General features: G+C 72.4%; 24 protein-coding genes. 8 read left to right on the top strand and 16 right to left on the bottom strand.

Annotated elements, in window-relative coordinates:
• Positions 1-102: 102 nt before the first annotated feature.
• Both guaB and ACZ7LE_RS04435 read right to left on the bottom strand, forming a co-directional pair.
• The gene (gene guaB / locus ACZ7LE_RS04440) at positions 103-1,617 is read right to left on the bottom strand and encodes an IMP dehydrogenase (protein WP_470402111.1); all 1,515 of its coding nucleotides are present in this window, start codon (positions 1,615-1,617) and stop codon (positions 103-105) included.
• A gap of 66 nt (positions 1,618-1,683) precedes the next feature.
• Positions 1,684-2,952 carry a MerR family transcriptional regulator gene (locus ACZ7LE_RS04435; protein WP_470402110.1) on the bottom strand — a complete coding sequence of 423 codons (1,269 nt, stop codon included), beginning with the start codon at positions 2,950-2,952 and terminating at the stop codon, positions 1,684-1,686.
• 191 nt (positions 2,953-3,143) lie between these two features.
• Here ACZ7LE_RS04435 and ACZ7LE_RS04430 point away from each other — a divergent pair, with 191 nt between their 5' ends.
• Entirely contained in the window at positions 3,144-3,431 is a 288-nt protein-coding gene (locus tag ACZ7LE_RS04430) for a WhiB family transcriptional regulator (protein WP_020016179.1), read from the top strand.
• Positions 3,432-3,623: 192 nt separating this feature from the next.
• Here the strand turns inward: ACZ7LE_RS04430 and groES are convergent, their stop codons facing one another.
• A complete protein-coding gene (gene groES / locus ACZ7LE_RS04425) occupies positions 3,624-3,920 on the bottom strand; it encodes a co-chaperone GroES (RefSeq protein WP_020016178.1) in 297 nt (98 codons plus the stop codon).
• 335 nt (positions 3,921-4,255) lie between these two features.
• Between groES and ACZ7LE_RS04420 the strand changes: the two genes are divergently transcribed.
• The gene (locus ACZ7LE_RS04420) at positions 4,256-5,524 is read left to right on the top strand and encodes a class I SAM-dependent methyltransferase (protein WP_470402109.1); all 1,269 of its coding nucleotides are present in this window, start codon (positions 4,256-4,258) and stop codon (positions 5,522-5,524) included.
• Positions 5,521-6,699 (top strand): glutamate--cysteine ligase, encoded by a 1,179-nt coding sequence (locus tag ACZ7LE_RS04415; RefSeq protein ID WP_470402108.1) that lies wholly within the window; start codon positions 5,521-5,523, stop codon positions 6,697-6,699. The genes ACZ7LE_RS04420 and ACZ7LE_RS04415 overlap by 4 nt, the downstream gene beginning before the upstream one ends.
• A gap of 46 nt (positions 6,700-6,745) precedes the next feature.
• On the opposite strand, the gene ACZ7LE_RS04410 is transcribed toward ACZ7LE_RS04415, so the two are convergent.
• Entirely contained in the window at positions 6,746-7,363 is a 618-nt protein-coding gene (locus ACZ7LE_RS04410; protein WP_470402107.1) for a malonic semialdehyde reductase, read from the bottom strand.
• Positions 7,364-7,485: 122 nt separating this feature from the next.
• Here ACZ7LE_RS04410 and tsaD point away from each other — a divergent pair, with 122 nt between their 5' ends.
• Positions 7,486-8,529, top strand: coding sequence for a tRNA (adenosine(37)-N6)-threonylcarbamoyltransferase complex transferase subunit TsaD (gene tsaD, locus ACZ7LE_RS04405; RefSeq protein WP_470402106.1), 1,044 nt, complete (start codon positions 7,486-7,488; stop codon positions 8,527-8,529).
• Between the two features lie 43 nt (positions 8,530-8,572).
• Entirely contained in the window at positions 8,573-9,304 is a 732-nt protein-coding gene (locus ACZ7LE_RS04400) for a hypothetical protein (protein ID WP_470402105.1), read from the top strand.
• A 22-nt stretch (positions 9,305-9,326) separates the two neighbouring features.
• Here ACZ7LE_RS04400 and ACZ7LE_RS04395 read toward each other — a convergent pair whose 3' ends face one another.
• The 6 genes from ACZ7LE_RS04395 to ACZ7LE_RS04370 form a co-directional block, all read right to left on the bottom strand.
• Positions 9,327-10,187 (bottom strand): sulfurtransferase, encoded by an 861-nt coding sequence (locus ACZ7LE_RS04395; RefSeq protein ID WP_470402104.1) that lies wholly within the window; start codon positions 10,185-10,187, stop codon positions 9,327-9,329.
• The gene (gene rimI, locus ACZ7LE_RS04390; protein WP_470402103.1) at positions 10,184-10,744 is read right to left on the bottom strand and encodes a ribosomal protein S18-alanine N-acetyltransferase; all 561 of its coding nucleotides are present in this window, start codon (positions 10,742-10,744) and stop codon (positions 10,184-10,186) included. Before rimI ends, ACZ7LE_RS04395 begins: the two co-directional genes overlap by 4 nt.
• Positions 10,741-11,502, bottom strand: coding sequence for a tRNA (adenosine(37)-N6)-threonylcarbamoyltransferase complex dimerization subunit type 1 TsaB (gene tsaB / locus ACZ7LE_RS04385; RefSeq protein ID WP_470402102.1), 762 nt, complete (start codon positions 11,500-11,502; stop codon positions 10,741-10,743). The genes rimI and tsaB overlap by 4 nt, the downstream gene beginning before the upstream one ends.
• 340 nt (positions 11,503-11,842) lie before the next feature.
• Positions 11,843-12,418 (bottom strand): tRNA (adenosine(37)-N6)-threonylcarbamoyltransferase complex ATPase subunit type 1 TsaE, encoded by a 576-nt coding sequence (tsaE, locus tag ACZ7LE_RS04380; protein WP_470402101.1) that lies wholly within the window; start codon positions 12,416-12,418, stop codon positions 11,843-11,845.
• Entirely contained in the window at positions 12,415-13,650 is a 1,236-nt protein-coding gene (alr, locus tag ACZ7LE_RS04375) for an alanine racemase (protein ID WP_470402100.1), read from the bottom strand. Before alr ends, tsaE begins: the two co-directional genes overlap by 4 nt.
• Positions 13,651-13,697: 47 nt before the next feature.
• A complete protein-coding gene (locus tag ACZ7LE_RS04370; RefSeq protein WP_470402099.1) occupies positions 13,698-14,705 on the bottom strand; it encodes a pseudouridine synthase in 1,008 nt (335 codons plus the stop codon).
• Between the two features lie 79 nt (positions 14,706-14,784).
• Between ACZ7LE_RS04370 and ACZ7LE_RS04365 the strand changes: the two genes are divergently transcribed.
• Entirely contained in the window at positions 14,785-15,267 is a 483-nt protein-coding gene (locus ACZ7LE_RS04365; protein ID WP_470402098.1) for a glutathione peroxidase, read from the top strand.
• A 37-nt stretch (positions 15,268-15,304) separates the two neighbouring features.
• Here ACZ7LE_RS04365 and ACZ7LE_RS04360 read toward each other — a convergent pair whose 3' ends face one another.
• Positions 15,305-15,610, bottom strand: coding sequence for a hypothetical protein (locus ACZ7LE_RS04360; RefSeq protein ID WP_470402097.1), 306 nt, complete (start codon positions 15,608-15,610; stop codon positions 15,305-15,307).
• A gap of 142 nt (positions 15,611-15,752) precedes the next feature.
• Between ACZ7LE_RS04360 and ACZ7LE_RS04355 the strand changes: the two genes are divergently transcribed.
• On the top strand, positions 15,753-16,226 hold the full coding sequence (locus tag ACZ7LE_RS04355) for a GNAT family N-acetyltransferase (protein WP_470402096.1): 474 nt from the start codon (positions 15,753-15,755) through the stop codon (positions 16,224-16,226).
• 30 nt (positions 16,227-16,256) lie between these two features.
• Here the strand turns inward: ACZ7LE_RS04355 and ACZ7LE_RS04350 are convergent, their stop codons facing one another.
• Genes ACZ7LE_RS04350 through ACZ7LE_RS04340 form a run of 3 tightly spaced genes read right to left on the bottom strand, consistent with a single transcriptional unit; the run spans position 16,257 to position 19,382 of the window.
• Positions 16,257-16,898, bottom strand: a complete 642-nt coding sequence (locus tag ACZ7LE_RS04350; RefSeq protein ID WP_470402095.1) for a response regulator — start codon at positions 16,896-16,898, stop codon at positions 16,257-16,259.
• Positions 16,891-18,213: a sensor histidine kinase gene (locus ACZ7LE_RS04345; protein WP_470402094.1), complete on the bottom strand. Its 1,323-nt coding sequence runs from the start codon at positions 18,211-18,213 to the stop codon at positions 16,891-16,893. The genes ACZ7LE_RS04350 and ACZ7LE_RS04345 overlap by 8 nt, the downstream gene beginning before the upstream one ends.
• Positions 18,214-18,251: 38 nt before the next feature.
• A complete protein-coding gene (locus tag ACZ7LE_RS04340) occupies positions 18,252-19,382 on the bottom strand; it encodes a hypothetical protein (protein WP_470402093.1) in 1,131 nt (376 codons plus the stop codon).
• A gap of 125 nt (positions 19,383-19,507) precedes the next feature.
• Here ACZ7LE_RS04340 and ACZ7LE_RS04335 point away from each other — a divergent pair, with 125 nt between their 5' ends.
• A complete protein-coding gene (locus ACZ7LE_RS04335; RefSeq protein WP_470402092.1) occupies positions 19,508-20,269 on the top strand; it encodes a class I SAM-dependent methyltransferase in 762 nt (253 codons plus the stop codon).
• A 35-nt stretch (positions 20,270-20,304) separates the two neighbouring features.
• Here the strand turns inward: ACZ7LE_RS04335 and ACZ7LE_RS04330 are convergent, their stop codons facing one another.
• Positions 20,305-21,684: a copper amine oxidase gene (locus tag ACZ7LE_RS04330; RefSeq protein WP_470402091.1), complete on the bottom strand. Its 1,380-nt coding sequence runs from the start codon at positions 21,682-21,684 to the stop codon at positions 20,305-20,307.
• A 139-nt stretch (positions 21,685-21,823) separates the two neighbouring features.
• Positions 21,824-24,730, bottom strand: a complete 2,907-nt coding sequence (locus tag ACZ7LE_RS04325) for a choice-of-anchor G family protein (RefSeq protein WP_470402090.1) — start codon at positions 24,728-24,730, stop codon at positions 21,824-21,826.
• Positions 24,731-25,068: the final 338 nt, after the last annotated feature.

Genomic DNA, 25,068 nt, shown 5'->3' with positions numbered 1-25,068 from the left:
GGAAACCCGGGGAGAAAGAAACCTGCGCCGAACTCCCCACCCACCTCTCCCCCCCCCTTCCCCTCCCCCCACGGTTCTACTTCGGCGGAACGAGCGAAGAGGTCAGAAGCCGCTGTAGTTCGGCGCCTCGACCGTCATCTGCACGTCGTGCGGGTGGCTCTCCTTGAGCGACGCCGACGTGATGCGGACGAACCGGCCGTTCTCCTGCAGCTCCGGAACGGTCCGCGCACCGGTGTAGAACATCGTCTGGTGCAGACCGCCGATGAGCTGGTGCGCCACGGTAGCCAGCGGCCCCTTGTACGCGACCTGGCCCTCGATGCCCTCGGGCACGATCTTGTCGTCGCTGGTGACCTCGGCCTGGAAGTACCGGTCCTTGGAGTAGGACTTCTTCCCGCGCGAGGACATGGCGCCCATCGAGCCCATGCCGCGGTAGGTCTTGAACTGCTTGCCGTTGACGAGCACCAGGTCGCCCGGGGTCTCCTCGCAGCCCGCGAACAGCGAGCCCAGCATCACGGACTCGGCGCCGGCCACGATGGCCTTGCCGATCTCGCCGGAGTGCTTGAGGCCGCCGTCGGCGATGACGGGGACGCCCGCCGGCTTGCAAGCGAGCGACGCCTCGTAGACGGCGGTGATCTGCGGCACGCCCACGCCGGTCACGACGCGGGTGGTGCAGATGGAGCCCGGCCCCACGCCGACCTTGACGGCGTCGGCCCCGGCGTCGACGAACGCCTGCGCGCCCTGGCGCGTGGCGACGTTCCCGCCGATCACCTGGACGTCCTTGGTGGCCGGGTCGGACTTGAGGCGCTTGACCATGTCGATCAGCATCCGCACGTTGCCGTGCGCGGTGTCGGCCACCAGCACGTCCACGCCGGCGTCGATCAGGGCGGTGGCGCGCTGCCACGCGTCGCCGAAGTAGCCGATCGCGGCGCCGACCATGAGGCGGCCCTGGCCGTCCTTGGACGAGTTGGGGAACTGCTCGGACTTCACGAAGTCCTTGACGGTGATGAGCCCGGTGATGCGGCCGTCGGGGTCGATCAGCGGCAGGCGCTCCAGCTTGTGCTTGCGCAGCAGCAGCGTGGCGTCGTCCCGGGAGATGCCGGCCGGGCCGGTGATCAGCGGCTGCGGCGTCATCACCTCGTCCACCTTGGTGGTGGCCCACTCGGCGACGGGCGTGAAGCGCAGGTCGCGGTTGGTGACCATGCCGATGAGCTTGTTCTCGGTGTCGACCACCGGGAAGCCCGAGATCCGGAACTGGCCCGCGAGGGTGTCGAGCTCCTCGAGCGTGGCGTCCGGGCCGATCGTGACGGGGTTCGTGATGATGCCGGTCTGCGTCCGCTTCACGAGGTCGACCTGCGTGGCCTGGTCCTCGATGGAGAGGTTGCGGTGCAGCACGCCGAGGCCACCCTGACGCGCCATGGCGATCGCCATGGCCGACTCGGTGACCGTGTCCATCGCCGCTGAGATCAGCGGGATCTTGAGCGAGATCTCGCGCGTGAGGCGAGACGTCGTGTCGATGTCCGACGGCGCCAGGTCGGAGTAACCCGGCAGCAGCAGGACGTCGTCATAGGTGAGCCCGAGGAAACCGAACGGGTCGCCCGGCGAGGTCTGGTCCGTCATGCAGCAAGTCTACGGCCGCCGCGACCGCAGATCTCGGCCGGGCCGTGGTACCGGCCGAGGCGTGCGTCACCTCGACTTGATGACGGCGAGCACCTCGTGCAGCAGCCCCGTGAACGAGCGCACCCGCTGCACCGTGGGCCCGAACGGCAGCTCCGTCGCGGCGGCGTCGGCCCGCAGCCCGACGAAGATCGGCAGCTCCGGATAGCTCTCGTTCACCGCGTGCACGACGTCGAGGTCCGGCTTGTTCTGCGTGGTGGCCAGCACCACCGCCGTCGGACGGACCATGGTGACGAGCTCGACCGAACGGTGCGTGCTCGCAGGACCCGTGACGATGCGCGCCATCGACCCCTGGGCGGCCAGCGCGGCGGCGAGGGCGTGCGCCGAGAGCGGCACCACCTCGTCCGGGGCGGCGAACACCAGCACGATCTTGCGCATCCGGCTCGGGTGGTTGGCCGGCGGGCCGCCCGCCTCGACCATGACCCGCTCGAACTCCTCGATGTAGTGGCGCAGGGCACGCAGCGCGGCCGTCGCGAGCACGACCTCGGGCATCTCACCCGGACCGGCCAGGACCGTCCGCTCCGACAGCCGGAGCCAGGCGGGCTCGACGAGCTCGGTCCACCAGGTGGCCGGGTCGCCGTCCGGGCCGAGCACGAGGAGGTTGTCGCAGGCGGTCCGGCTGTAGGCCAGCGCGGCGTCGACCAGGGCGGACACCCGGCCCGACGTCGGCGCCGGGGAGGCGGCGGACCGCGGCCCGCCGGCCGGCGCCGGGGCCCCGCCGCCGGTCGCGCCACCGGGCAGGGCGCGCAGCCGCGCACGGCCCCGCGGTTCCTCGGCGCGCTCGCCGCCGGACGCCGGGGCGGGGTCGTCGGCCTCGTCCTCGGCCGTGGCCCGGGGCTCGTCCGCCTCCTCGACGACCTCGTCGTCCGGGTCGCCCAGGTCGCCCGGGGCCTCGACGGTGCCGACGAACTGCTCCGCGAAGTCGTGCTCGTCGGCGTCCGCCCCGCCCTCGACCTGGACCGCGGGCAGCGCCGGGGCGGTGCGGGTGGCGACCTCGAGCTCGGCGTCCCCCGCCTCGACGGCGGCACGGGCGGCGTCCACCGGCGCCACGCCCTCGAGGGTGAGGCGGCGCATCACCAGGAGCCGGGCGACGTCGTCCGGCGTGTAGCGGCGGTGCGATCCGGCGGTGCGGCCCGAGGGACCGAGGCCGTATCGGCGGTCCCACGTGCGCAGGGTCGCGGGAGCGACCCCGAGGCGGCGGGCAACGGCGGCGACAGCCAGTCCGGGGCTGGATGTACGTGACCCGCCCGAGTTCTGGGCGGGTCGCGAAGAAGTCATGGACTCGATTCTGCCGACCCGGCCCTCTCCGCGCCACTGCGAAACCCGGCGTGCCGCCGATCTCGGTGGATTTCGGTTCACAATCATACAAATCCGGTCAGTGTCGACCTGCTTCTCGCTGGCCCGATTCGAGCCCGATGGCGCGAAATTGCCTCTTGAACAACTTCTGCACAACTTGTAAGTTGTTCGCCATGACGGAGATCTCGAGGCTTCCCGGTCCGGTGATGGAACTGTGGGAATGGCAGTACCAGGGCGCGTGCCGCGACGCGGACGACACCCTCTTCTTCCACCCCGAGGGTGAGCGTGGATCGACCCGCCGCAGGCGCGCCGAGGCCGCCAAGGCGATCTGCCGCTCCTGCCCCGTGATGATGCAGTGCCGCGAGCAGTCGCTCCGCGTGCGCGAGCCGTACGGCGTGTGGGGCGGGCTCAGCGAGGACGAGCGGTCGGCGATCCTCGCCGGCAAGTCCGTCTCCGCCTGACCCAGGCTGCACAACTTCTGACGCTCGAGGCGTGACGCGCTTCTGCCGCACGCCCTGCTGTGAACGCACGACCGCTGTGCACGCATGCCTGCTTCGATGCCGAAGCAGCGCCTGCCGCGACGCTCTCCGGACAGGACGAAGGCCCCGCACCGATCCGGTGCGGGGCCTTCGGCTGTCTGACGCGGGCTGGAATCAGCCCACGACCACCGCGAGGACGTCGCGGGTCGAGAGCACCAGGTACTCCTCGCCCGCGTACTTGACCTCGGTGCCGCCGTACTTGGAGTAGATCACCTTGTCACCGACGGCGACGTCCAGCGGCACACGGTTGCCGTTGTCGTCGATACGGCCCTGGCCCACGGCCAGAACCTCGCCCTCCTGGGGCTTCTCCTTGGCGGTGTCCGGGATGACCAGGCCGGAAGCGGTCGTGGTCTCGGCTTCGAGAGCCTTGACGACGATCCGGTCCTCGAGCGGCTTGATGGGGACCGACACGTCGGACCTCCCTCTTTCGTGAGCGGATCAAGTGATCAGCTGCGTGGTTGACTTCAGGGGCTCGAACGTTCGACGGTCCGCCGTCGTCGCGGGTGCCGGCGGGCACGAACGTCTGGGTCCTCCGCCGAGGGCCCCGGCTACCGGGATCCGCGGCGATGAACAACCCCAAATCTAGGTCGGCGCTAGCACTCGGTCAAGGCGAGTGCCAATCGCGTGGAGCACCTCACACGCCCGGCGCGCGACGCGCCGTCCGCACTTCGAGATCTCGTCATCCCAACGAAAAGGTTGCGTCCAGCCACTCGTCATGACCTGGACAAACATGGAAAGATATTCCCATGGATGCGGCGATTCTGGGCAAACTCCTCAGCCCCGACGGGTGGGCCCTGCTGGCGGCTCTTCCGCCGTACGACGAACGCGACGCGATGAAGACCGTGACGACCCTGCGCTCCCAGGGCGTCGCGGCGGACCTCGCGGCCGCCGTGGTCACCCAGTCCCGGCTGCGGGCCCGGGCACGGGCCAAGTTCGGTGACTTCGCCGACGGGATGCTGTTCACCGCCGACGGTCTGGAGCAGGCCACCCGGCTCGTCGTCGCGGCGCTGCACGCCCGACGATACCTCGACGCGGGCGTGACCACGCTCGCCGACCTCACCTGCGGCATCGGTGCCGACTCCCTCGCCTTCGCCGGCACCGGCCTGCGTGTCGTCGCCACCGACCTCGACGAGTGCACCGCCGCCATCGCGCGGTGGAACCTGCGCCACTTCCCCGAGGCGGAGGTGCGGCACGCCGACGGCCTGACGCTCGACCTCCGTGCCGAGGGGATCGACGCCGTCTACGCCGACCCCGCCCGGCGCGTGCGCGGTGGACGGGGCGGCCGCAGCAGCCGCATCTTCGACCCGCGCGCCTACGAGCCCCCGCTCGACGCCGTCTGGGCGCTGCGGGACTCGGTCCCGGCCGTCGGCATCAAGGTAGGCCCGGGCATCGCGCACGAGGGGCTGCCCGACGACGCCGAGACCCAGTGGGTCTCGGTCAACGGCGACGTGGTCGAGGCCGGGCTCTGGTTCGGCTCCCTCGCGCCCGACGGCCCCGGCCGCTCGGCGCTCGTGCTGCGTTCGTTCACCGACGACGACGGCAAGGAACACACCCTCAGCCGCACCCTGCGCGGCGACGGCGCGGAACCGGACGTCGGCGCCGTCGGACAGTATCTCTACGAGCCCGACGGCGCGGTCATCCGGGCCGGGCTGGTGGGCGAGGCGGCCGCCGAGCTGGGCGGACGCCTCGTCGACCCGACGATCGCGTACGTCACCACCGACGACCCCGCCGTCCTGCCGTCGGCGCGGCCCGCCGAGGCCGCCGGGGCGCAGGCCCCGATCGCGACCGGATACCGGGTGCTCGACACCATGCCGTTCGGCCTGAAGCGACTCAAGTCCTACCTCCGCGACCGGAACGTCGGGCGCATCACGATCAAGAAGCGGGGCACCGCGGTGGTGCCCGAACAACTTCGCAAGCAGCTCGTACTCACCGGAACCGAGGAGGCGACGATCGTGCTCACCCGTGTGGCAGGCAACCAACAGGTACTCCTCGTCGAACCGCTGGGAGCCGTATGAGCTCGCCGGCACGGCTCGGCTTCGGCGCCTCCCCACGATCGACCGTGGGCCTCGAGTGGGAGATCGGGCTCGTCGAGCCCGGTACCGCCGACCTGTGCCAGGCAGGCCCGGCGGTGCTCGAGGCTCTCGCGCGCGACGGGGGCAACCAGCGGGAGGATCCCGCGGGACATCTCGTCCCGCACGTCGCCGGCGAGTACATGAAGAACACCGTCGAGCTGGTCTCCGGCGTCGGCCGGACCGTGGCCGACGCCGGGGCGGACCTCAGCCGCACGCTCGACCGCGTGCGGTCGGTGACGGACCCGATGGGCGTGGAGCTCATGGGCGGCGGCTCGCACCCGTTCGCCAGGGCCGCCGACCAGGAGATCGGCGAGAAGGAGCGCTACGCCCGCATCCGCGAGCGCACAGGGGTGTGGGGCGCGCAGCTCATCATCTGGGGGCTGCACGTGCACGTCGGCATCGAGCACCGGGACAAGGCGCTGCCGCTGATGCGCGGGATGCTCAAGTACTTTCCGCACCTGCAGGCGCTGTCCGCCGCGTCGCCGTACTGGGCCGGCGAGCACTCGGGGTACGCCTCGAACCGGTCGCTGCTGTTCCAGCAGATCCCGAGCTCGGGTCTGCCGGTCGCGTTCGAGACCTGGCAGGAGCTCGAGGCCTACGCGGGCGACATGCAGCACATCGGTGCGGTCGAGGCCTTCAACGAGGTGCACTGGGACATCCGCCCGTCGCCCAAGTTCGGCACGCTCGAGGTCCGGGTGTGCGACGGCCCGACCAACCTCGCGGAGGCCCTCACGCTCGCCGCGCTGGTGCACTGTCTCGTGGAGCACCTGTCCACGCAGCTCGACCACGGCCGGGAGCTGGTCGAGCTGCCGCCGTGGTTCGTTGCGGAGAACAAGTTCCGCTCGGCCCGCTACGGGCTGGACGCCACGGTGATCCTCGACGCCCACGGCAACCAGGGGCCGGTCGTCGACGCGATCGGCAAGCTGCTGGTCGAGCTGGAGCCCGTGGCGCACCGGCTGGGCTGCGCGGCGGAGCTGGCCGGGGTGCGGGACATCCTCCGCACCGGGCCGTCGTACCGGCGGCAGGAGCGGGTCGCCGCCGCGCACGACGGCGACCTGGTGCCGGTGGTGCGCGCGATGTTGGAGGAGATGCGGGCCGGCCGGCCGCTGCCCGCCTGACGGCGCTCTCCGCTCCCGCTCCGCGCCGGACGGCGCCGGGCGCGGGTCAGATGACCTGCGCGGCGTCGTCGAAGTTCAGGCGCGGGGCGCGGGGGCGGGTGGTGTCGGCGCCGTCGGCCGCGCTGACGTTGACGACGAGGAAGCCCTTCCAGCCGTTCTCGGCGAAGAACTCGGCGTCGATCCCGGCGTAGTCGCCGTTCATCGGGCCGACCGCCAGGCCCGCGGCGCGCAGGCCGACGAGGAGGTAGCCGGCCTGGAGCAGGGCGCTGGTGCGCGCCGCCCCGGCGCGCATCGCGGCGTCGCCGGCGAACATCTCGCGGGCACCGGGGTTGTGCGGGATCAGCACGTCGAGCCGCTCGTGGAAGTCGGGGTCGGAGGCGAGCACGAGCGTGACGGGAGCCTTGGACACGCGCTCCTGGTTTCCCTCGGGCATGTGGCCGACGAGGCGCTGCCGGGCCTCCGGCGTGCGGACGACCAGCATCCGCAGCGGGCTGGTGTTCATCATCGTCGGGCCCCACTTGATGAGGTCGTAGACGGCGGCGAGCTGCTCGTCGGTCACCTCGGACTCGGCGAAGGTGGTCACGGTCCGCGCGGTGCGGAACAGGCGGTCGGCGGTCGCGTCGTCGATGGCGAGGCCCTGGGCCTCAAGAACGGTGTCGGTCATACGCGCGACAACAAGTTGCTCCAAGCGATAGTTCCAGATTCAACCGTGACGTCCCGCACGTCCGCGTGTCACATCCCGTCCGGTTCCCCGCTCACCGGCGCCGGGGAACTAGGCTGGAGCACATGGCAGATCCACTGGTCCTCGGTATCGAGACGTCCTGCGACGAGACGGGCGTCGCGCTGGTGCGCGGAGACGACCTGCTGGTCGACGCGGTGGCCAGCTCGATGGAGGAGCACGCCCGCTACGGCGGCATCATCCCCGAGGTCGCCAGCCGGGCCCACCTCGAGGCGATGATCCCCACGATCCAGAAGGCCCTCGGCGAGGCGGACGTCGACTTGTCCGAGGTCGACGCGATCGCCGTCACCGCCGGGCCCGGGCTCGTCGGTCCGCTCACGATCGGTGCGTCCGCCGCGAAGGCCCTGTCCATCGGCCTGAACAAGCCGCTATACGGCGTGAACCACGTGATCGGCCACGCGTGCGTGGACCAGCTCGTGGACGGTCCCCTGCCGGAGCGGGCGATGGCGCTCGTGGTGAGCGGCGGGCACAGCTCGCTGCTGCTGGTGGACGACATCGCCACGGACGTCACGGAGCTCGGCTCCACCCTGGACGACGCCGCGGGCGAGGCCTTCGACAAGGTCGGCCGCCTGCTCGGCCTGCCCTACCCCGGCGGCCCGCACATCGACCGCCTCGCACGCGAGGGCGACCCCACCGCCATCCGGTTCCCCCGCGGCCTGACGGCCGCGAAGGACCAGGCCAAGCACGCCTACGACTTCTCCTTCTCCGGCCTCAAGACGGCGGTGGCCCGCTGGGTCGAGGCCCGCACGGACGCCGGCCAGGAGATCCCCGTGCACGACGTCGCGGCGTCGTTCGCCGAGGCCGTCGCCGACGTGCTCACGGCTAAGACCATCGCCGCGTGCCACAAGCACGGCGTCGACACGCTCGTGGTCGGCGGCGGGTTCTCCGCCAACAGCCAGCTCCGCGAGATGGCGGCCAAGCGCTGCGCCGAGGCCGGCATCGACCTGCGCATCCCACCGATCCGCTACTGCACCGACAACGGCGCGATGATCGCGGCGCTCGGCTCCGCCGTCGTGCGGGCCGGGGTGGCGCCGAGCGACCTGGACATCCCGGTTGACTCGTCGATGCCGCTCACGACGATCACCGTCTGAGCCACAAGCCGCACTGTCGGCGGGTGGCTCTACGCTGCGTCCCGTGGCCGTCAGCACACTCGGGAAGCTCGAGCCCGTACCCGTCATCGAGACCGCGCGCCGTCTGTGCGACCGCATCGGCGCGCGGTTCCCCGACCGGGGTATCCACCGCGTCGCGCACGAGCTCGTCGCCCTGACCGAGCAGGTGGCGGACACCTCCGCCGGGACCCGCCGGCGCAGCCGTCTCGTCCGGACCGGGTCGCGGGGCATGATCGCCGTCGTCGTGCTGGTGGCGCTGGTCGCGTTCGGCTTCGCCGTGGAGGCCGCGTTCACCGAGGCGCCCGACAACGGCCTGGACTGGCTGCCGCTCATCGAGAGCGCGGTGAACGACGTGGTGTTCGTCGCGATCGCCGTCGTCGTGCTGCACTCGTTCCCCGAACGCGTGCAGCGCACGGACCTCCTCGCCAAGCTGCACCGGTTGCGCTCCCTGGCGCACATCATCGACATGCACCAGCTCACCAAGGAGCCGGAGAGCCTCCGGGACGCCTTCGCGGGCAGCCTGGACGACGACGTCGACCTCACCGCCGAGCAGGTCGAGTACTACCTGGAGTACTGCACCGAGCTCCTGTCCCTCGTGAGCAAGGCCGCGGCGCTGTGCGCGGAGGAGTCGCAGGACGACGTCGTGCTCACCACCGTGTCGACGATCGAGACGCTCACCATGGGCATGTCCCGCAAGGTCTGGCAGAAGATCTTCGTGCTCAACGAGGGGCGGATGACCCCGGACGCCATGTCCTGACGCCGTCGTCCACGTCCCGGGCTCAGGCCCCGGTCGCGACCTCGCGCGCCGGGTCGTTCGACCACTGCGACCACGACCCCGGGTACAGGGCGGCGTCGACACCGACGATCGCGAGGGCCGCCACCTCGTGCGACGCCGTGACGCCCGACCCGCAGTACACCCCGACGGTCCCGCCGTCCGCGACGCCCAGCTCGCCGAAGCGCCGCTTCAGGTCCCCGGTGGGCAGGAACCGGCCGTCCGCGCCGAGGTTCTCGCCGGTCGGCGCGCTGACGGCGCCGGGAATGTGCCCGGCCTGCGGGTCGACGGGCTCCACCTCGCCGCGGTACCGCTCGGCGGCCCGCGCGTCCAGGAGCACACCCTCGCCGTCGGCCAGGGCTGCCGCCTCGTCGGCGTCGAGCACGGGCATCCCGCCCGGCTGCACGACGACGTCGCCCGGCTCGGGCGTGACGTCACCCGGTTCGAGGGCGCGCCCCTGCGCGGTCCAGGCGTCGAGGCCGCCGTCGAGGATGCGCACGTCCTGCGCGCCGAAATACCGCAGCAGCCACCAGGCGCGGGCGGCCGACGTGCCGCCCACCGAGTCGTAGACCACGACGCGCGACCCGGCCGAGACGCCCCAGCGGCGCGCGGCCTGCTGGAACGCCGACGCCGAGGGCAGCGGGTGCCGCCCGTCGGTGGGGGCCCCGTGCGCGGCCAGCTCGGTGTCGAGGTCCACGTACACGGCGCCCGGGACGTGGCCGGCGCGGTACTGGTCGTGGCCGTCGGTCATGCCGAGCGCCCAGCGGACGTCGAGCACGACGGGCCGACCCTCGACCGGGTCCGGGCCCGCGCCGACCTGGAGGTCGGCGGCCAGCGTGGCGGCGTCGACCAGAACTCGTTCCCTCATGCCGCGTCTCCCGTGGCGTCGTCGGGGGTGTCGTTCGGAGCGTCCACCGGCGACTCCACCGGGGCGTCCGTGGGGTGCGCGGCCTCGTTCAGGTCGAGGCGCATCGTGTACGCGTCGACGTCCTCGGGCTGGTAGTAGCGCTTGCGCACGCCCAGGATCTGGAAGCCGAAGTCCCGGTACATCTCGATCGCGGGCTGGTTGTCGACCCGCACCTCCAGCAGCACCGCCTCGGCCTTGACCTTGCGCGACCGCTCGATGAGCGCGTCCATGAGCTGCCGGCCCACGCCGTGGCGCTGGACGTCAGGGTCCACGCCGATGGTCATGATCTGCGTGACATCGCCGTCGAACCACAGCCCGGCGTAGCCGACGACGGGCTGCTCCCCCGCGCGGTCGAGCCGCTCCGGCTCGGCCACGATGTACCAGCGGCCCAGGCCGGCGAGCTCGTCGGCGAGCATGCCGTAGGTCCAGGCGCCCCGGCCGAAGAGCTGTCGCTCGAGCTGCAGCACGCGGTCGAAGTCGGCGTTGCGCAGCGGGCGCAGCCGTACCTCGGTGATCATGCGGCACCGCCCGTGGCGACGGAGGCCGTACCGGCCCCGGAGCCGGTACCGGTCGGCGATCCCGGATCGTGCACGTCGGGACGCCGCAGGTACAGCGGCTCGGTCGGCAGTTCCTCGCCGGCGGCGCGGCGGACGAGCGCCAGGCGGGCGAGCACCGTCGCGTCGGGGACCAGCGGAGCGTCGTCGGCCACGGGAAGAAATTCGGGGTAGAGCATCGCGCCCTCGCCGACCACCACGGGCAGTTCCTCGCCGGCGTCCGGCGGCGCGAGCTGACCCTGGGCGACGAAGCCGGCTCGGTCGACGTCGGGCCCCGCCGTCCGCTCCACGACGGGGACGCCGTGCGGCCCCTCGTGCGCGACCACGCGGTAGCGCGCCCAGTACACCTCCTTGCGGCGGGCGTCGGAGGTGGCCAGGATCTCCTGCCCCGCGCGGAGCCCGAGATCGCTGACGGCCTGCACCGCCAGCGCGTCGAGGCTCGGCACGCCCAGCACGGGGATGCCGAGGGAGAGCGCGAGCGTGCGGGCGGTCACCAGCCCGACGCGCAGCCCCGTGAACGGGGCGGGGCCCGTTCCGGCGACGACGGCGGTCAGGTCGGTGCGCTCGATCCCTGCCTCGTCGAGGACCTCGGTGATCAGGGGCGCGAGCGACTCGGCGTGCCTGCGGCGCTCGTCGGAGGAGCGGGACGCGAGGCGCGTGCCGTCCTCGTCGACGAGGGAGACGGCGACGGCTGCTGAGGTATCGAGAGCTAGAACGGCCACGTGACCAGGGTATTACTGACGGGCGGCGCGGGTGGGCACAGGATCAGGATGACCAGGGCTCGAGCCAGCTCCACTCCCCGGGGCACGATCTGAGTTCACGCAACACCCGGTTCAGCCCGTCGTGAAGGGATGTCGAGTCCGTTCTGATGAACGCCTTGTCGCCAGTCCCCGGACCCGACAGGACCACCGTCCATGGCTTGCCGCCCTCGGCCATTCGTTCGTGGTCAACCTTGACGATGCAGGTAATCCCTTCTCGTCCGAGGCTGTCCAGAAGAAGCTCTATGTCCACGACGCCTTCTCGGTGTCCGTGCAGCAACAACGCGACGTCCCTAGCGGGACGTCAGCCCAGCAACGCCCCGAGGTCCACCCCGGCCCACCGCGGCCCCACCGCGCGGATCGTCACCTTCCGCGTCCCCGCCTCCGGGTCCTCGGCCGTCTCCACGCCGGGGTCGAACGCCGCCGCAGCACCCCGCGGCCGCTCCAGGTCGATCTCCAGGCGGTCGTCGGCGAGCGTCTCGGCCAGGCCGCGCCCCCACTCCACGACCGTCACGGAGTCCTCCAGCGACGAGTCCAGGTCGAGCGCGTCGAGCTCGCCCAGCCCGCCGAGGCGGTAGGCGTCGACGTGCACCAGCCCGGGCCCGCGCGTGCCGTCCTCGCGGGGCAGCGGCGGGTGCTCGCGCGCCACGATGAAGGTGGGCGACGCCACCTGGCCGCGCACGTTCAGCGCGGCCCCGATCCCCTGCGTCAGGGTCGTCTTGCCCGCGCCGAGGTCACCGGTGAGGATCACCAGGTCCCCGGAGCGCAGCACCCCGGCGAGCGCAGCCCCGAAGGCGCGCGTCGTATCGGCGTCAGGCAGCTCGAAGACCACTGCCTCCGACGTCGAGATGTTGCCCGGTCCGTTCACTGCCCCGCTCACGCGGTCTCCCTTCCTGCCGTGCCCACGTACACCCGGGGCACGCGCGCGCCGAGGCGCGTCACGATCTCGTAGCTGATGGTGCCGGCGGCCTGCGCCCAGTCCTCGGCGTTGGGCGCTCCGGCACGGGTCAGCCCGTCCGACGCCCCGAACAATGTGACCACGTCTCCAGCCTGCTCGGGTGCGTAGGGCCCGAGGTCCAACATGATCTGGTCCATGCACACCCGGCCCGCGACGCGCAGCACGCGGGCGGTGCCGAGTCCGTTCTCGGGGGTCGCGACGTCGTCCACACCGCCGCCCACGAGCACCGGACCGCCCGCCCCCAGCGAACCGCCGGAGGCGTGCCGCGGGATCCCGTCCGAGTAACCGAGCGGGACGACGCCGAGCACCGTGTCCTGCGGTGTGACGTAAAAGTGCCCGTACGAGACGCCGTGGCCCTCCGGCACGCGCTTGACCGTGGCGAGCCGCGCCTCCAGGGTCATCGCCGGCCGCAGGCCGTAGTCGCCGGGCGCGCCGAGCTGCGGCACCGGCGAGAGCCCGTAGACGGCGATCCCCGGGCGCACCAGGTCGTAGTGAGACGCCGGGTTGGTCAGGGTCGCCGCCGAGTTGGCGATGTGCCGCACCTCGAGGTCGAACCCGGCCGCCTCGACGGTGCGGACCGCGTCGTCGAAGACGTGGGTCTGCATCTTCACCGACGGGTCGTCGGGCTCGTCCGCGAGCGCGTAGTGCGACATGACGCCGACGACCGCGAGCGCGCCCTCGGCCTGCAGCGCCTTCGCCCGGTCGAGGACGGCGGGGAGGTCGCCGGGCATGATCCCGTTGCGGCCGAGCCCGGTGTCGACCTTGAGGTGCACGCGCGCGGTGCGGCCCGCGACGCGGGCGCCGTCGGCCACCTCGTCGAGGGCCCAGGCCGCGGCGACGGCCACGTCGACGTCGTCGCGCACCAGGTCCGCGAACGGCGCGCCGGGCGCGTAGAGCCAGGTCAGGATGCGCGGCCCAGGTCCGACGGCGGCGCGGATCGCGAGCGCCTCGGTGCTCTGCGCCGCGCCCAGCCACGTCGCGCCGCCCGCGAGCGCCGCCCGGGCCGCGGGGGCCAGGCCGTGCCCGTACGCGTCGGCCTTGACGACGGCCATGACCTGGGCGGTCGGGGCGGTCGTCCGCAGGGCGCGCACGTTGTCGCGGATCGCGTCGAGATCGACGACCGCGCGAGCGGGGTAGACGGGGGCGGTGCTCATCGCACCGATTCTTGCACCTGTCCGAACCTGGCGGACGTGTCAGCCGCTCAGGTCACTCCGGTGATCTGTGGGTCTGACAGGTCCGGGGGTGTGTGGCCGGGCCATTCGCTGAGCACCCGGCGGGACTCGAAGCGGCGCGGCAGCCCGGACAGCGGGTCGGTGAGCTCCAGGGAACGGGACAGGAGCTGCAGCGGCCTGCCGAAGTCATCGGGGTCGGTGGCGCGCAGCTCGGGCCAGAACGGGTCGTGCAGGATCGGCAGGCCGAGCGACGCCAGGTGCAGCCGGAGCTGGTGGGTCTTGCCGGTGTGCGGCTCCAGGCGATACAGGCCGAGACCCCGTGCCTCGTCGACGGCGGCGAGCGTGATCAGCGACTCCGCGTTCGGCTCGCCGGGCACCTCCTCGGCGCGCGTGACGCCGCGCCGCTTCACGATGCGGCTGCGCAGGGTGACGGGCTCGCCCAGGCCCAGGCGCCCGTCCGACGGTGGCAGCGGCGCGACCGCCTCGTACACCTTGCGCACCTCCCGGCGGGCGAACGCCTCCTGGTAGGCCCCGCGCACCTCGGGCCGCACCGTGAGCACGAGCACGCCGGCCGTGCCGCGGTCGAGCCGGTGGGCCGGGGAGAGCTCGGGCAGGTCGAGGGCGACCCGGAGCCGCACGAGCGCCGTCTCCCGCACCCACCTGCCGCGCGGCATCGTCGCGAGGAAGTGCGGCTTGTCCACGACCAGCAGGTTCTCGTCGCGGTGCAGCACCTCGGGCTCGAACGGGATGTGGTCCTCGTGGGCGGGCGGGTCGCGGTACAGGTAGAGGAACCCGCGCGGCTCGTACGGCGTGGTCGGGGTGAGGGGTTCGCCGTGGCCCGTGACGACCTCGCCCTGGGCGACCTTCTCGAGCAGCCGGTCCGCGTCGTCGCGGAACCGGTCCAGGAGGTAGTCGAGCGCGTACGGGAACCGCACCACGACGTCGGGGTCGTGCGGCAGCACGATCCGGGTGGGGTTCAGCCCGTCCCGCACGGGCAGCGGGGGCCGGTGCTTGGCGGGGCCGGGCGTGCGGTTCACGCCGTCAACCTAACCCGCGAGATCCTTCGCCGTGCACGAAGGGTTCCGTTGACCCGGACAACGGGTGGAAGATGTCCGGGTGACCCTCTACGACATTCCCTTCCACACGATGGACGGCACCGAGATCTCGCTGGCCGACCACAAGGAGGACGTCGTCCTCGTGGTGAACGTGGCCTCGCGGTGCGGCCTGGCCCCGCAGTACGCGACCCTCGAGGAGCTGCAGAAGAAGTACCAGGACCGCGGCTTCACGGTGCTGGGCTTCCCCAGCAACCAGTTCCTGCAGGAGCTGAGCTCGAACGAGAAGATCGCCGAGTTCTGCTCCATGACGTACGGCGTCACCTTCCCCGTGCTCGACAAGATCCGGTTGAACGGGCGGCACGCGCACCCGCTCTACGAAGAGCTCAAGAAGACGGAGGACGCCGAGGGGCACTCGGGCAAGATCCGCTGGAACTTCGAGAAGTTCCTGGTGCTGCCCGGGGGCGACGTGCGTCGCTACTCGCCGAGGACCCTGCCGGACGACCCGGCGATCATCAGCGAGATCGAGGCGCACCTGCCCCGCTGACGCCCGGCCGGCGGGCCGGCCCTCACCGGGCCGGCCCTCACCCCGGGTCGCCGGCCGCGAGCGTGAGCCGCATCGCGACCGGCACCACGTCCGAGGCGTCCCCGAGCCAACCCGTCCAGACCCGGGTCAGGCCCAGCTCCCGACCCGGTTCCGGCTCCACCGGCGTCAGCCGGTACCGGGTCACGAGCGGCAGGGCCGTGAGCTCGTTGACGGTCAGTATCTCGATGACAAGCACGTCCACCCGGTCCAGGCCGAATGCCAGCCAGTCCTGTTCCACCCGCAGCGAGAGTGTGTCGAGCGCCGAGAGGCGGGACATCACCGCGCTGAATGCTGTGTTCGTCATGCACCCTTGACGCGCGAACCGCACCGAGGTCACAGCACTTCGGGAAGAAGTTGCACACCAGTTTTCGCCCGCTCCCGCGCAGGTCCGGGACGCAAATCTCAGCGGTGGTGCCAGGGGTGAAGCAGGGCCGTAGGCTGGGGCAATGGTCGAGAACCTGTTCCGGCAGGCCACGCCCGAGGATGCGCAGGCGCTCCTGGACGTGGAGCGCGCCGCTGGGATCGCGGCGCTGGGCCACATCTTCCCGCCGGGCATGTACCCGTTCCCGTCCGCCGAGGTCCTGGCCAAGTGGCAGGCCGCACTCGTCGAGCCGGGCGTCCGCGTCCATGTGCTCGACGACGACGCCGACCGCGCCGGGCTGGCCTGCTTCGTCGCCCACGACGAGCGGCTGCTGCGGCACCTCGCGGTGCACCCGACGCACTGGGGCAGCGGCCTGGCCCGGGCCGCCATGGACGTGGCGGTCGCGGAGATGAGCGACCCCCGCCTGTGGTGCCTCGCCGACAACGACCAGGCGATCGGCTTCTACGAGCACCTCGGCTGGCGCCGCACGGGCCGCCGCAAGACCTCGGACTATTCGCCGTTCCCGGACGAGATCGAGATGGTCCTTCCCCGCGACTGACGCGGGACCGACCCGGGACGGCTGGACCGCCTACAGCTCCACCAGCCCCGCCCGGTAGCCCAGCACCACGGCCTGCGTCCGGTCGCGCGCCTGCAGCTTGGCCAGCACGGACGCCACGTGGGTACGCACCGTCTCGACGCCGACCACGAGCGCCGTCGCGATCTCCGCGTTCGTCATGCCCTGCGCCACGAGCGCCAGCACCTCCCGCTCGCGCGGCGTCAGCGCCGGCGCCCCCGCCGTCGCGCGCGGCCGCGTGCGCACCAGGTCGCGCAGCGCCTGCGGGTACAGCAGGCTCTGCCCGACGGCGACGGTCCGCACCGCCTGCACCATCTCGTCGGCCCCGGCACGCTTGAGCAGGAACCCCGAAGCCCCGGCCGTGAGCGCGTCGAGCACGTAGCCGTCGTGCTCGAACGTGGTCACCACGAGCACCCGGGGCGGCTGCGGCAGCCGGAGCACCAGCTCTGTGGCGCGCAGGCCGTCCACGCCCGGCATCCGCACGTCCATGCAGACGACGTCGGGCCGCAGGCTCCGCGCCAGCTCGACGGCTCGCGCGCCGTCGCCCGCCTCCCCCACCACCTCCAGGTCGGGCTCCGCGTCCAGGATGAGGCGCAGGCCGCTGCGGACCAGCGGCTCGTCGTCGGCGAGGAGCACCCGCACGGGGGCGTCAGGCATCGGGTTCCTTCCGGTCGGGGCGGACGGCGGGCGGGACGACGACGGGCGGGACGACGGCGGGCGGAACGACGGCGGAGCCGCCGGGGTCGCCCGGCGTCGGTGTCCAGGGCAGCGTCGCACGGAGCACCCAGCGGTCGCCGTCGGGCCCCGCCTCCGCCGTGCCGCCGAACAGCGCGACCCGCTCCCGGATACCGGCCAGGCCGCGTCCACCGGACGAACGACGCCCGCCGGCCCGGCCTCGACCTCCGACCGCACCCGCCCGCACGGGGTTCACCACCTCGATCAGCACCCGCTCGCCGTCCTGCCCCACGACCAGCCGCACCGGTCCCGCCCCGCCGTGCCGGTGCGCGTTGGTGAGCGCCTCGGTGACGATCCGCTGCACCGTGCGGCCCAGCAGGGCGGGCAGCCCGGCCGGCAGGTCGACGGTCGCGCCCAGGTCGAGGCCGGCGCGGCGGTGGGCCCGCACGACGTCGTCCAGGGCGGGCGCGAGCGCCAGGGGCGCGGCGGCGTGGGCGTCGTCCCGCAGGACGGCGAGGAGCTGGTCGAGCTCGGCGAGCGCCGACCGGGCCGTGTCCTCGATGGCCGCGAGCGCGTCGGCGGCCGCGTCGGGGTTCGCCGCGACGACGCGCCGTCCGGCCGCCGCCTGCACGCTGACGACGGTCAGGGCGTGGCCGATGCCGTCGTGCAGCTCGCGCGCGAGGCGGGTGTGCTCCGCCTCGCGGTGGGCTCGGGCGAGAGCGGTCTCCATCCGGTCGTGCGACGTGGGGCCGAGCACGCGCCCGGCGAGCGCCGAGGCCGCCGCCCCCAGTGGCCAGGTGGCCGCGAGCGCCAGCAGCCCGACGACGGCGCACGCCGCCAGCCGCAGCACCGCCTCCGGGGCGCTGTCCGGCAGGGGGAACCCGGACCCGAACGGACGCCCGGCCACCGCCTCGACGGCGACCAGCGCCGCACCGGGGAGCACGGCGAACAGGCAGACGGCGACGAGCATCCCGGTCGCGAGATGGAGCACCACCCAGGCCGCGGTCCGGACCCGGTGGGCGAGCCGGGGCCGGGCCGGGACCACGAGCTCGGCGTCGACGTCGAGCAGGGCGCGGGCCGCCGTAACCTCCAGCTCGCGGGCGCCCGGGACCAGGCCGAGCCCGACGGCGGCGGCGACCGCCACGACGGCGACCACCCAGGCGGGCAGCCCCGTGACCGCGGAGAACAGGAGGCTGTACACGAGCAGCACGAGGGCCAGCCCGATCGCCGCGCCGAGCATGTGCCAGGCGAACCGCCGGGCCAGGTACCGCGCGAGGTGCCGCGTCGTCGCCTGCATGCCGTCATCCTCTCCGGTCGTCGGGGCTGCCCGCCAGGTCATCCGGCCGTGGCCCGGGCGCGCGCGGCCACGTCCGCGCCCGGTGCGCGGTCCTCAGCGCCGGGCGCCGCGCGCTCCGCCCGGATCCGGTGCGCCACATATCCCCAGACCGCGAGCGCCAGGGCGGGGCCCCAGTACCAGCACGGGAAGGCGATGGCCCCGACGATCGCCTGGGACAGGCTCTGGCTGCCGAACATGACCAGCATGGGGACCGTCGAGAAGATGAGCGTCACCGCGATCAGCCCGCCGGGCACGGCGGCCGCGGCGATCGGGACCCGGCGTCCGGCGAGGCCGGGCATCCATCGGGGGAACACCTCGCCCCAGGGCCGGATCAGGCCGAGGGTGAGGAAGAACCCGAGCCACGCGCCGCTGGACAGCGTCAGTCCCCAGATCCGGGTGGACAGGTCCATGTCGAACCCGAGCTGGGGCCACGGCGTCAGCCAGGTGAGCCGGATCAGGGCGTACGGCAGCGGCCCGGTGGCAGCCACGACGGTGAGGGCGGTGCGGTGTCGCACGACCCAGTCGGTGGCACGCTCGATCGCGGGCGTCCCGGCCAGCGACTGCGCGCCGACCGCCGCCCAGAGTGTCCCCATGACGAGGACCAGCAGCGACAGGAGCAGCCCGGCGCGGTTCTCGACGAGGCCGGAGCCGAGCATGCGCAGGATCCCGCCGAGGGCGTCCCGGGCCAGGAAGCCGCCGACGAGGAGCACGGCCAGGCCGGGCACACCGACCGTCCAGCGCGCCACGCGGTACCGGCGCACCACCTGGACGAGCAGGACCACGACGGCGGCGGGCATCGCCATCGCGACGAGGTAGCCCATGGTGGACAGCGGCCCGGTGCCCTGCAGCACCACGCCGAACACGGCGAGCTGGACCACGGCGGTCGCGACGCGGCCGCGTGCGCCGACGGCTCCCGAGAGCGCGGCGATGCCGGCCGCGACGCCGGTCAGCGCCGTGACGACGTGCGTGACGGTGGCGGCTCCGGGCCCGGCGAGGCCCGCCAGGAGCGCGGCGCCGGGGACGGCGTACGGGCTCGGCCAGAGCCCGGACAGCCAGGCGATGCCGAGCAGCGCCGCGGCGCCGCTCGCGATGGTGGCGCCGAGGAGCGTGGCGCGCGTGAGGCGTGACATGACGGTTCCCTCCTGTCGGTGGTGCGGTATGCCTCCACGCTCCCGTCCGCGGCACGCGGCGCCCCTCCCCCGGCCGGGGGATATCCGCTGGTGGACGGGGGATTCCCCGGGCTACGTTCGCCGACATGACGTTCGAGGAGCAGATCGCCGAGGGAGTCGCCGTCCCCACCGACGGCTGGGACTTCTCGTGGTTCGCGGGGCGGGCCACCGAGGAGCGCCCCGGGTGGGGTTACGTGCGGCTGTGCGGCGAACGCCTGGGCCGCGCCAGCGCGGCGCTCGACGTCGACACCGGCGGCGGCGAGGTCTTCGCCGAGGCGCTGGGCCGGGCCGAGCGTGGGCCCGGCGTCGTCCGCGCCGTCGAGGGCTGGGCGCCGAACCACCGGCTGGCCTCCGCCGCGCTCGCACCGTTCGGCGGCGTGGTGACCCTGGTCGACGACGGCGCCGCCCCGCTCCCCTACGACGACGGCACGTTCGACCTCGTGCTGAGCCGCCACCCCGTGTCGTTCCCGTACGCCGAGGCCGCGCGGGTGCTGGCGCCCGGCGGCACGGTGCTCGTGCAGGAGGTCGGCGCGGGCTCGAACCGAGAGCTGTACGAGTTCCTCATGGGGCCGCAGGCGAACGACGACGCCGGCTACGTGGAGCGGCTGCGCGGACGGGTGACCGGGGCGGGGCTCGACGTGGTCGACGTGCGGGACGCCCGGACCCGGGTGGAGTTCTTCGACCTCGCGGCGGTCGTCCACTTCCTGCGGAAGGTCCTGTGGACGGTGCCCGACTTCGGTGTGGACAGGTACGAGGACGAGCTCCGTGCGCTGTACGGCCACATCGCCGAGCACGGGTCCTTCGTCTGCCACAGCCGCCGCACGCTGGTCGAGGCCCGGAAACCCTGACCACGCCAGTGACTCCCTGAAGCAGGGCCGGTGGGTCAGTCGGCGGGTTCCGCGTCCGGCTTCCCGTTCACGTCCTCGCGGGCCGACGGCGGGTCGGCGCGCTGCGCCGTCAGGTCACGCGGCGTCAGCGTGAACCCCTGCCAGTGCATCTCCATGGGACTCTGGTCCTCGTCGCGCGCCACGTGGTGGAAGCCGACGGCGACCCACGTGACGACGTCGGACAGCTCCGCCTCGTCCTGCGCGAAGTCGAGCACGCCCGACCCGCAGGACCCCTCCTTGTTGGCCGTCGCGTAGAGCTGGCAGTCGTCCGCCTCGGTGAACGCGATGGCGTAGCCGCCGTCGTCGCCGCCCGCCGGGCCGTCGTGGCGATGGTCCTGGGTGAGCTGGAAGGGCGTCGTCGCCCCGAGCTCGACCTGGTAGGAGATCTCGTGCCCGTCGGCGTTGAGCACGTCAGGGTTGACCACCCGCCACCAGCGCCGGTCAGCCGCCGTGGCCGTGCCCTCGCGCGGGATCCGGGTCAGGGCCCCCTCGACCAGCGGCGCCCGCGGGCCCACCTCGCCGGTCGGCGCGGCGTCGTACTGCTCCACCACCTGGCCGCCCTGCCCGCCGAGCGCCCAGTGCACCCGCCAGACGGCGTTGTGCGAGTGGCTCGTGGCGTAGTCCGTGTCGCCCGGGCCGACGGGCCAGCCGTACGCCGGGTCGTCCCCGTAGTCCTCGGGCGACAGGTCGCCGGTCGCGCCGAGGTCGGACCGGATGCTGCCGTCACCGCCGAACGTGTACTGGCTGACGTACTCGTACCAGCCGACCTTCGAGATCGTGGAGAGCCGCAGGTCCGTGCGGCGGGCCACCTCGGTGCCCGTCGTGTCGCCGCTGCGGTACGCGATCCCGCCGTCGACCACCTCCTGGCACAGCACGGCGCGGCGCTCACCGCCGCCGCCCATCGAGCCGTCGCCGATCTTCGGCACGTACGTCTCGAGCCGTTCGCCCAGGCACTCCGGCTCGGTGAGCGTCATGAGGTGGCTGCCGCCGAAGCCCTGGGTCGTGATGTCCTCGGTGTTGCGCAGGCCGGTGTCGTACGGCACCTCCAGCTGCCCGATGGACAGCTCGGCGAGGACCTGCACCGGCTCGTCGCCGGCGGGCGTGAAGTGCACGTCGTCGAGCACCAGCCCGCGGCTGGCGTCGATCCGCCAGCACATGGTCCACGTGGAACCGCCGAGCAGCTCCTCCGTGACCGGTTCGTTCTCCGCGCACGTCACGTGCGCGCTGCCCGACACCCGCATGTCCTCGCCCCGCGGGGCAGGCGCGGCGGGCAGGGCCTGTTCCACCACCATGATCGCGGCCACGACGAGCGCCACGATGGCGGTCGCCGCGACGATCGCCGGTATCAATCTGCGCTTGGACGACACCTCGCGCACGACGTTCCCCCGATCTCAGTTCCCGGCCCCTGCGGGCCCTGACAGGACCGGCCCGGTGCGACGATGTCGCACCGGGCCGGCCTTACCGCTCCGGACGCCTGCCTGCTGCGTCCGTCCTGCTACGTCGGCGACTCAGCCGTCAGACGGCCTTCGAGTCGTCGGACATGCGGCCCATCGCGGTGGCGAAGGCCTGGCTGATCTCGCGGCGACGCTTGATCATGACCGCACCGGCACCGAGCAGCAGCACGGTGGCGCCGATCAGGATGCCCACGTTCGCACCGGTGGCGGCGAGGCCGCCGTCACCGTTGTCGTCGCCGCCGCCGACGGCGGTGGAGACGACCTCGAAGGTGGCCATGGCCGAGTCGCCCTCGACCGTGCTGACGGCGATGCCCTGGTGCTCACCGACGTCGAGCTTCTCGTCGACCGTGAAGGTCCACTGGACGTTGCCCTCGCTGTCTGCGGCCTGGGCCTGCAGAGCGAACGACGTCGAGTTGATGATGCCGACGACCTGCTCGCCGGGCTCGAAGCCCGACGCGTAGAAGGTCTGCTCGTCACCCTGCTGGACCGTCGGGTGCTCGAAGCGGGCCGTCAGGTCGCGCCCGTCGCCGCCACCGGTGTTCTCGGTGACCACGATCGGCGTCTGCGCGCCCTCGCTGCCGTCCTCCGGCTGCGCGTCCACGATGATGACGCCCGGCTCGGTGCCCTCGGGAACGGTGATCGGGGTCTCGAAACCGCAGTCCTCGTCCACCAGCACGGTGACCGGGTCACCGATCTTGTTGCCCTCGGTGTCGAAGAGCTGCACGACCACGTTCACGCCGGCCGGGAAGCCGGTGCCCGTGACCTGCACCTCGTCGCCCGCCTCGACGACGGTCGGGTCGGCCGTGATGGCCGGGTCGGTGCACTCCTCACCCTGGTTGTCCGGGTTCAGGATCTCGAGCGGCGCCTCGGCACCCTCGCTGCCGTCCTCCGGCTCTGCCTCGACCACGTGGTCGCCGGGCTCGGCGTCCTCGGGGACGGTCAGGTCCGTGATGAAGCCGCAGGCCTCGTCCGGGGTGACCGTGACGGCGTCGCCCACCGGGTTGCCCTCGGCGTCACGCAGCTGCACGACGACCGGCACGCCGGCCGGGAAGCCCTGGCCGATGACCGAGACGGTGTCGCCCGGGTAGGCGGCGTTCGGCACGACGGTCAGCGTCGGGTCCATGGCGCACACGTCGGCGCCCGAGATCACGGCGAGCGGGGCCTCGGCGGCCTGGCCGGTCGTGTCGTCGGTGCCGACGACCGTGTAGTCGCCGAGCTCGGCGTCGGCCGGGACCGGCACCGGGGTGGTGAAGGTGCCCTCGGAGTCCGTGTCGACCGCGATCGGGTCACCCACGGGGTTGCCCTCGGGGTCGGTCAGCTGAACCGTGGCGGTCGAGTCCGGCGTGTAGCCCTCACCCGTCGCGACGGTCGACTGACCCGGAGCGACAGAACCGGGGACCACGGTCAGGGACGGGTCGATCTCGCCCGTGCCACCGTCGCCGTTGATGCGGACGGCGGCGTTGCCCAGGTTGATCCGGGCGACCTCGTTGGCCGGCAGGAGCGCGATGCTCAGCGCCGACAGCTCGAAGGAGGTCTCCGCGGCCGCGGCCGTGGTGGAGGTCTGGGTCACGCCCTCGGTGCTGACCTGACGGTTGATCGTGATCGACAGGACCTGCGCCAGGACGTCGAAGACCGGCGAGAGCAGCTCGCGGATCGGCTTCGTGATGGAGTCCGTCTTGAGGTCGTTGATCAGCAGGTTGAAGATGTTGTCACCCTCGTCGCTGATCAGCAGGTCGTACACCGGGGCCAGGATCGGCGCCAGGGCCGGGCCGAGCGTGTTGATGGTGCTGACCAGGAGCTCGGCGACCGGAGCCATCGTGCCCGTGCTGTTGTTCACGGCCTCGGGGAAGTTGCCGTTCACGGCGTCGGCCAGCGGCAGCGACCACGAGACGTCGAGGTTGCCCAGCGGGCTCTCGTCGGTGAAGGCGATGTTGATCGTCACCGAGTTCAGCGAGTCCTCGATCGCGCCGATGAGGATGTTGGTGACTTCCTCCATCAGCTCGTGCACGGTCTCCGCGATGAGCGGGTAGGTCGTGTCGTCGATGAGCTCGGTGTTCGGGTCGAGCGCGTTGATGCCACCCTCGTTCGGGCCGTCCACGAGCTTGTCGAGGTGGACCTCGAGCTGACCGGTCGACAGGTCGATCGTGATGAGCTGGTTCGCCGAGGTGATCGGCTCACCCACGACGGACTGGAACAGGTTCTCCTGCATGTTGCTGTCGACGGTGATCGACGGCGTCGGGACGCCCGGGATCGCGTCGAACAGCCCGGTCAGGGCGCTCTCGTCCAGGTTCTCGTTGACGAGGTCCTCGACGGTCGTGTCGATGGTGCCGCCGATGTCGTAGATCGACGAGGCAGCGTCCTCGATGACCGGCGAGTGCAGCGTCAGGTCCAGGTCGGCCACGCGGTACTGGCCGAGGCCACCCACGCCGTCCTGGTCCAGGATCACGCCGTCCTCGGCCTTGACCTCGGCCGCACCGGCGCCCGCCTCCAGCAGGAGCTGGTCGACGATCTGGTCCGTGAGGCCGTCGACGCCCAGCAGGCGCGCGACGGACAGCACGTCCACGGTCGCCTTGCCGAAGTCCTCGGTCTCGCCGTCCAGGGTCACGCCACCGTCGGCGCCGGCCAGGCCGGAGACCGCGTACGCGTCGGCAGGGGACGACGCCTCGCTCTTGCTGGCCAGCGCACCGAGCTGACCGAAGTCCAGGATCTCGTCGAGGGGGACCTCGACGTCACCGAGACGGATGAGCTCCGAGCCGAGCAGCTCGACGTTCAGGTTGCCCTCGTTGGGGCCCGCGTTGGAGACCGAGCCGGCCTCCGAGTAGGCGGCTGCGAGCAGCGCCTCCTGGAAGAGCGTCGAGTCGAGGACGCTCGCAGCGGCCTCCGACGGCTCGTCCGGGTAGTTGTCCACAGCCGCGACTGCCGGCAGACCCGTGGTGGTCACCACGAGGGCCGACGCCGCGACCGTCACCAGAGATCGGCGCAGTACGAGGCCACCCCTTCGACGGCGTGACGGTACTTGCGTTGGGTTCAACGGAATTCACTCCTCCACGTTCGCGCTTAAGAAAAAGCGTCCGGATCGGTACGTGATCACGTCCGGATCTCGGGGCGGTGGCATGAGGCGCACCGGCTCCCGGCCCTCAGGGAACAGTGGTTCTCAGCCGCCTGCCAGGCAGAGCCGTAATCGTGCGCTGACGCAATCCAGCGCAACGTGAAGTGCGTTCGATACGTTTCGAGGCGCGCCCGAGGCGGCCGCGCACACAATGCCGGAGATACGAGAAAGAGGTCCGGAATGCCGGGTGAAAAGTG

The organism is Promicromonospora sp. NPDC110617 (genome assembly GCF_055598465.1).
The sequence above is the reverse complement of the archived record's forward strand: the minus strand, read 5'-3'. Positions and strand labels throughout refer to the sequence as shown.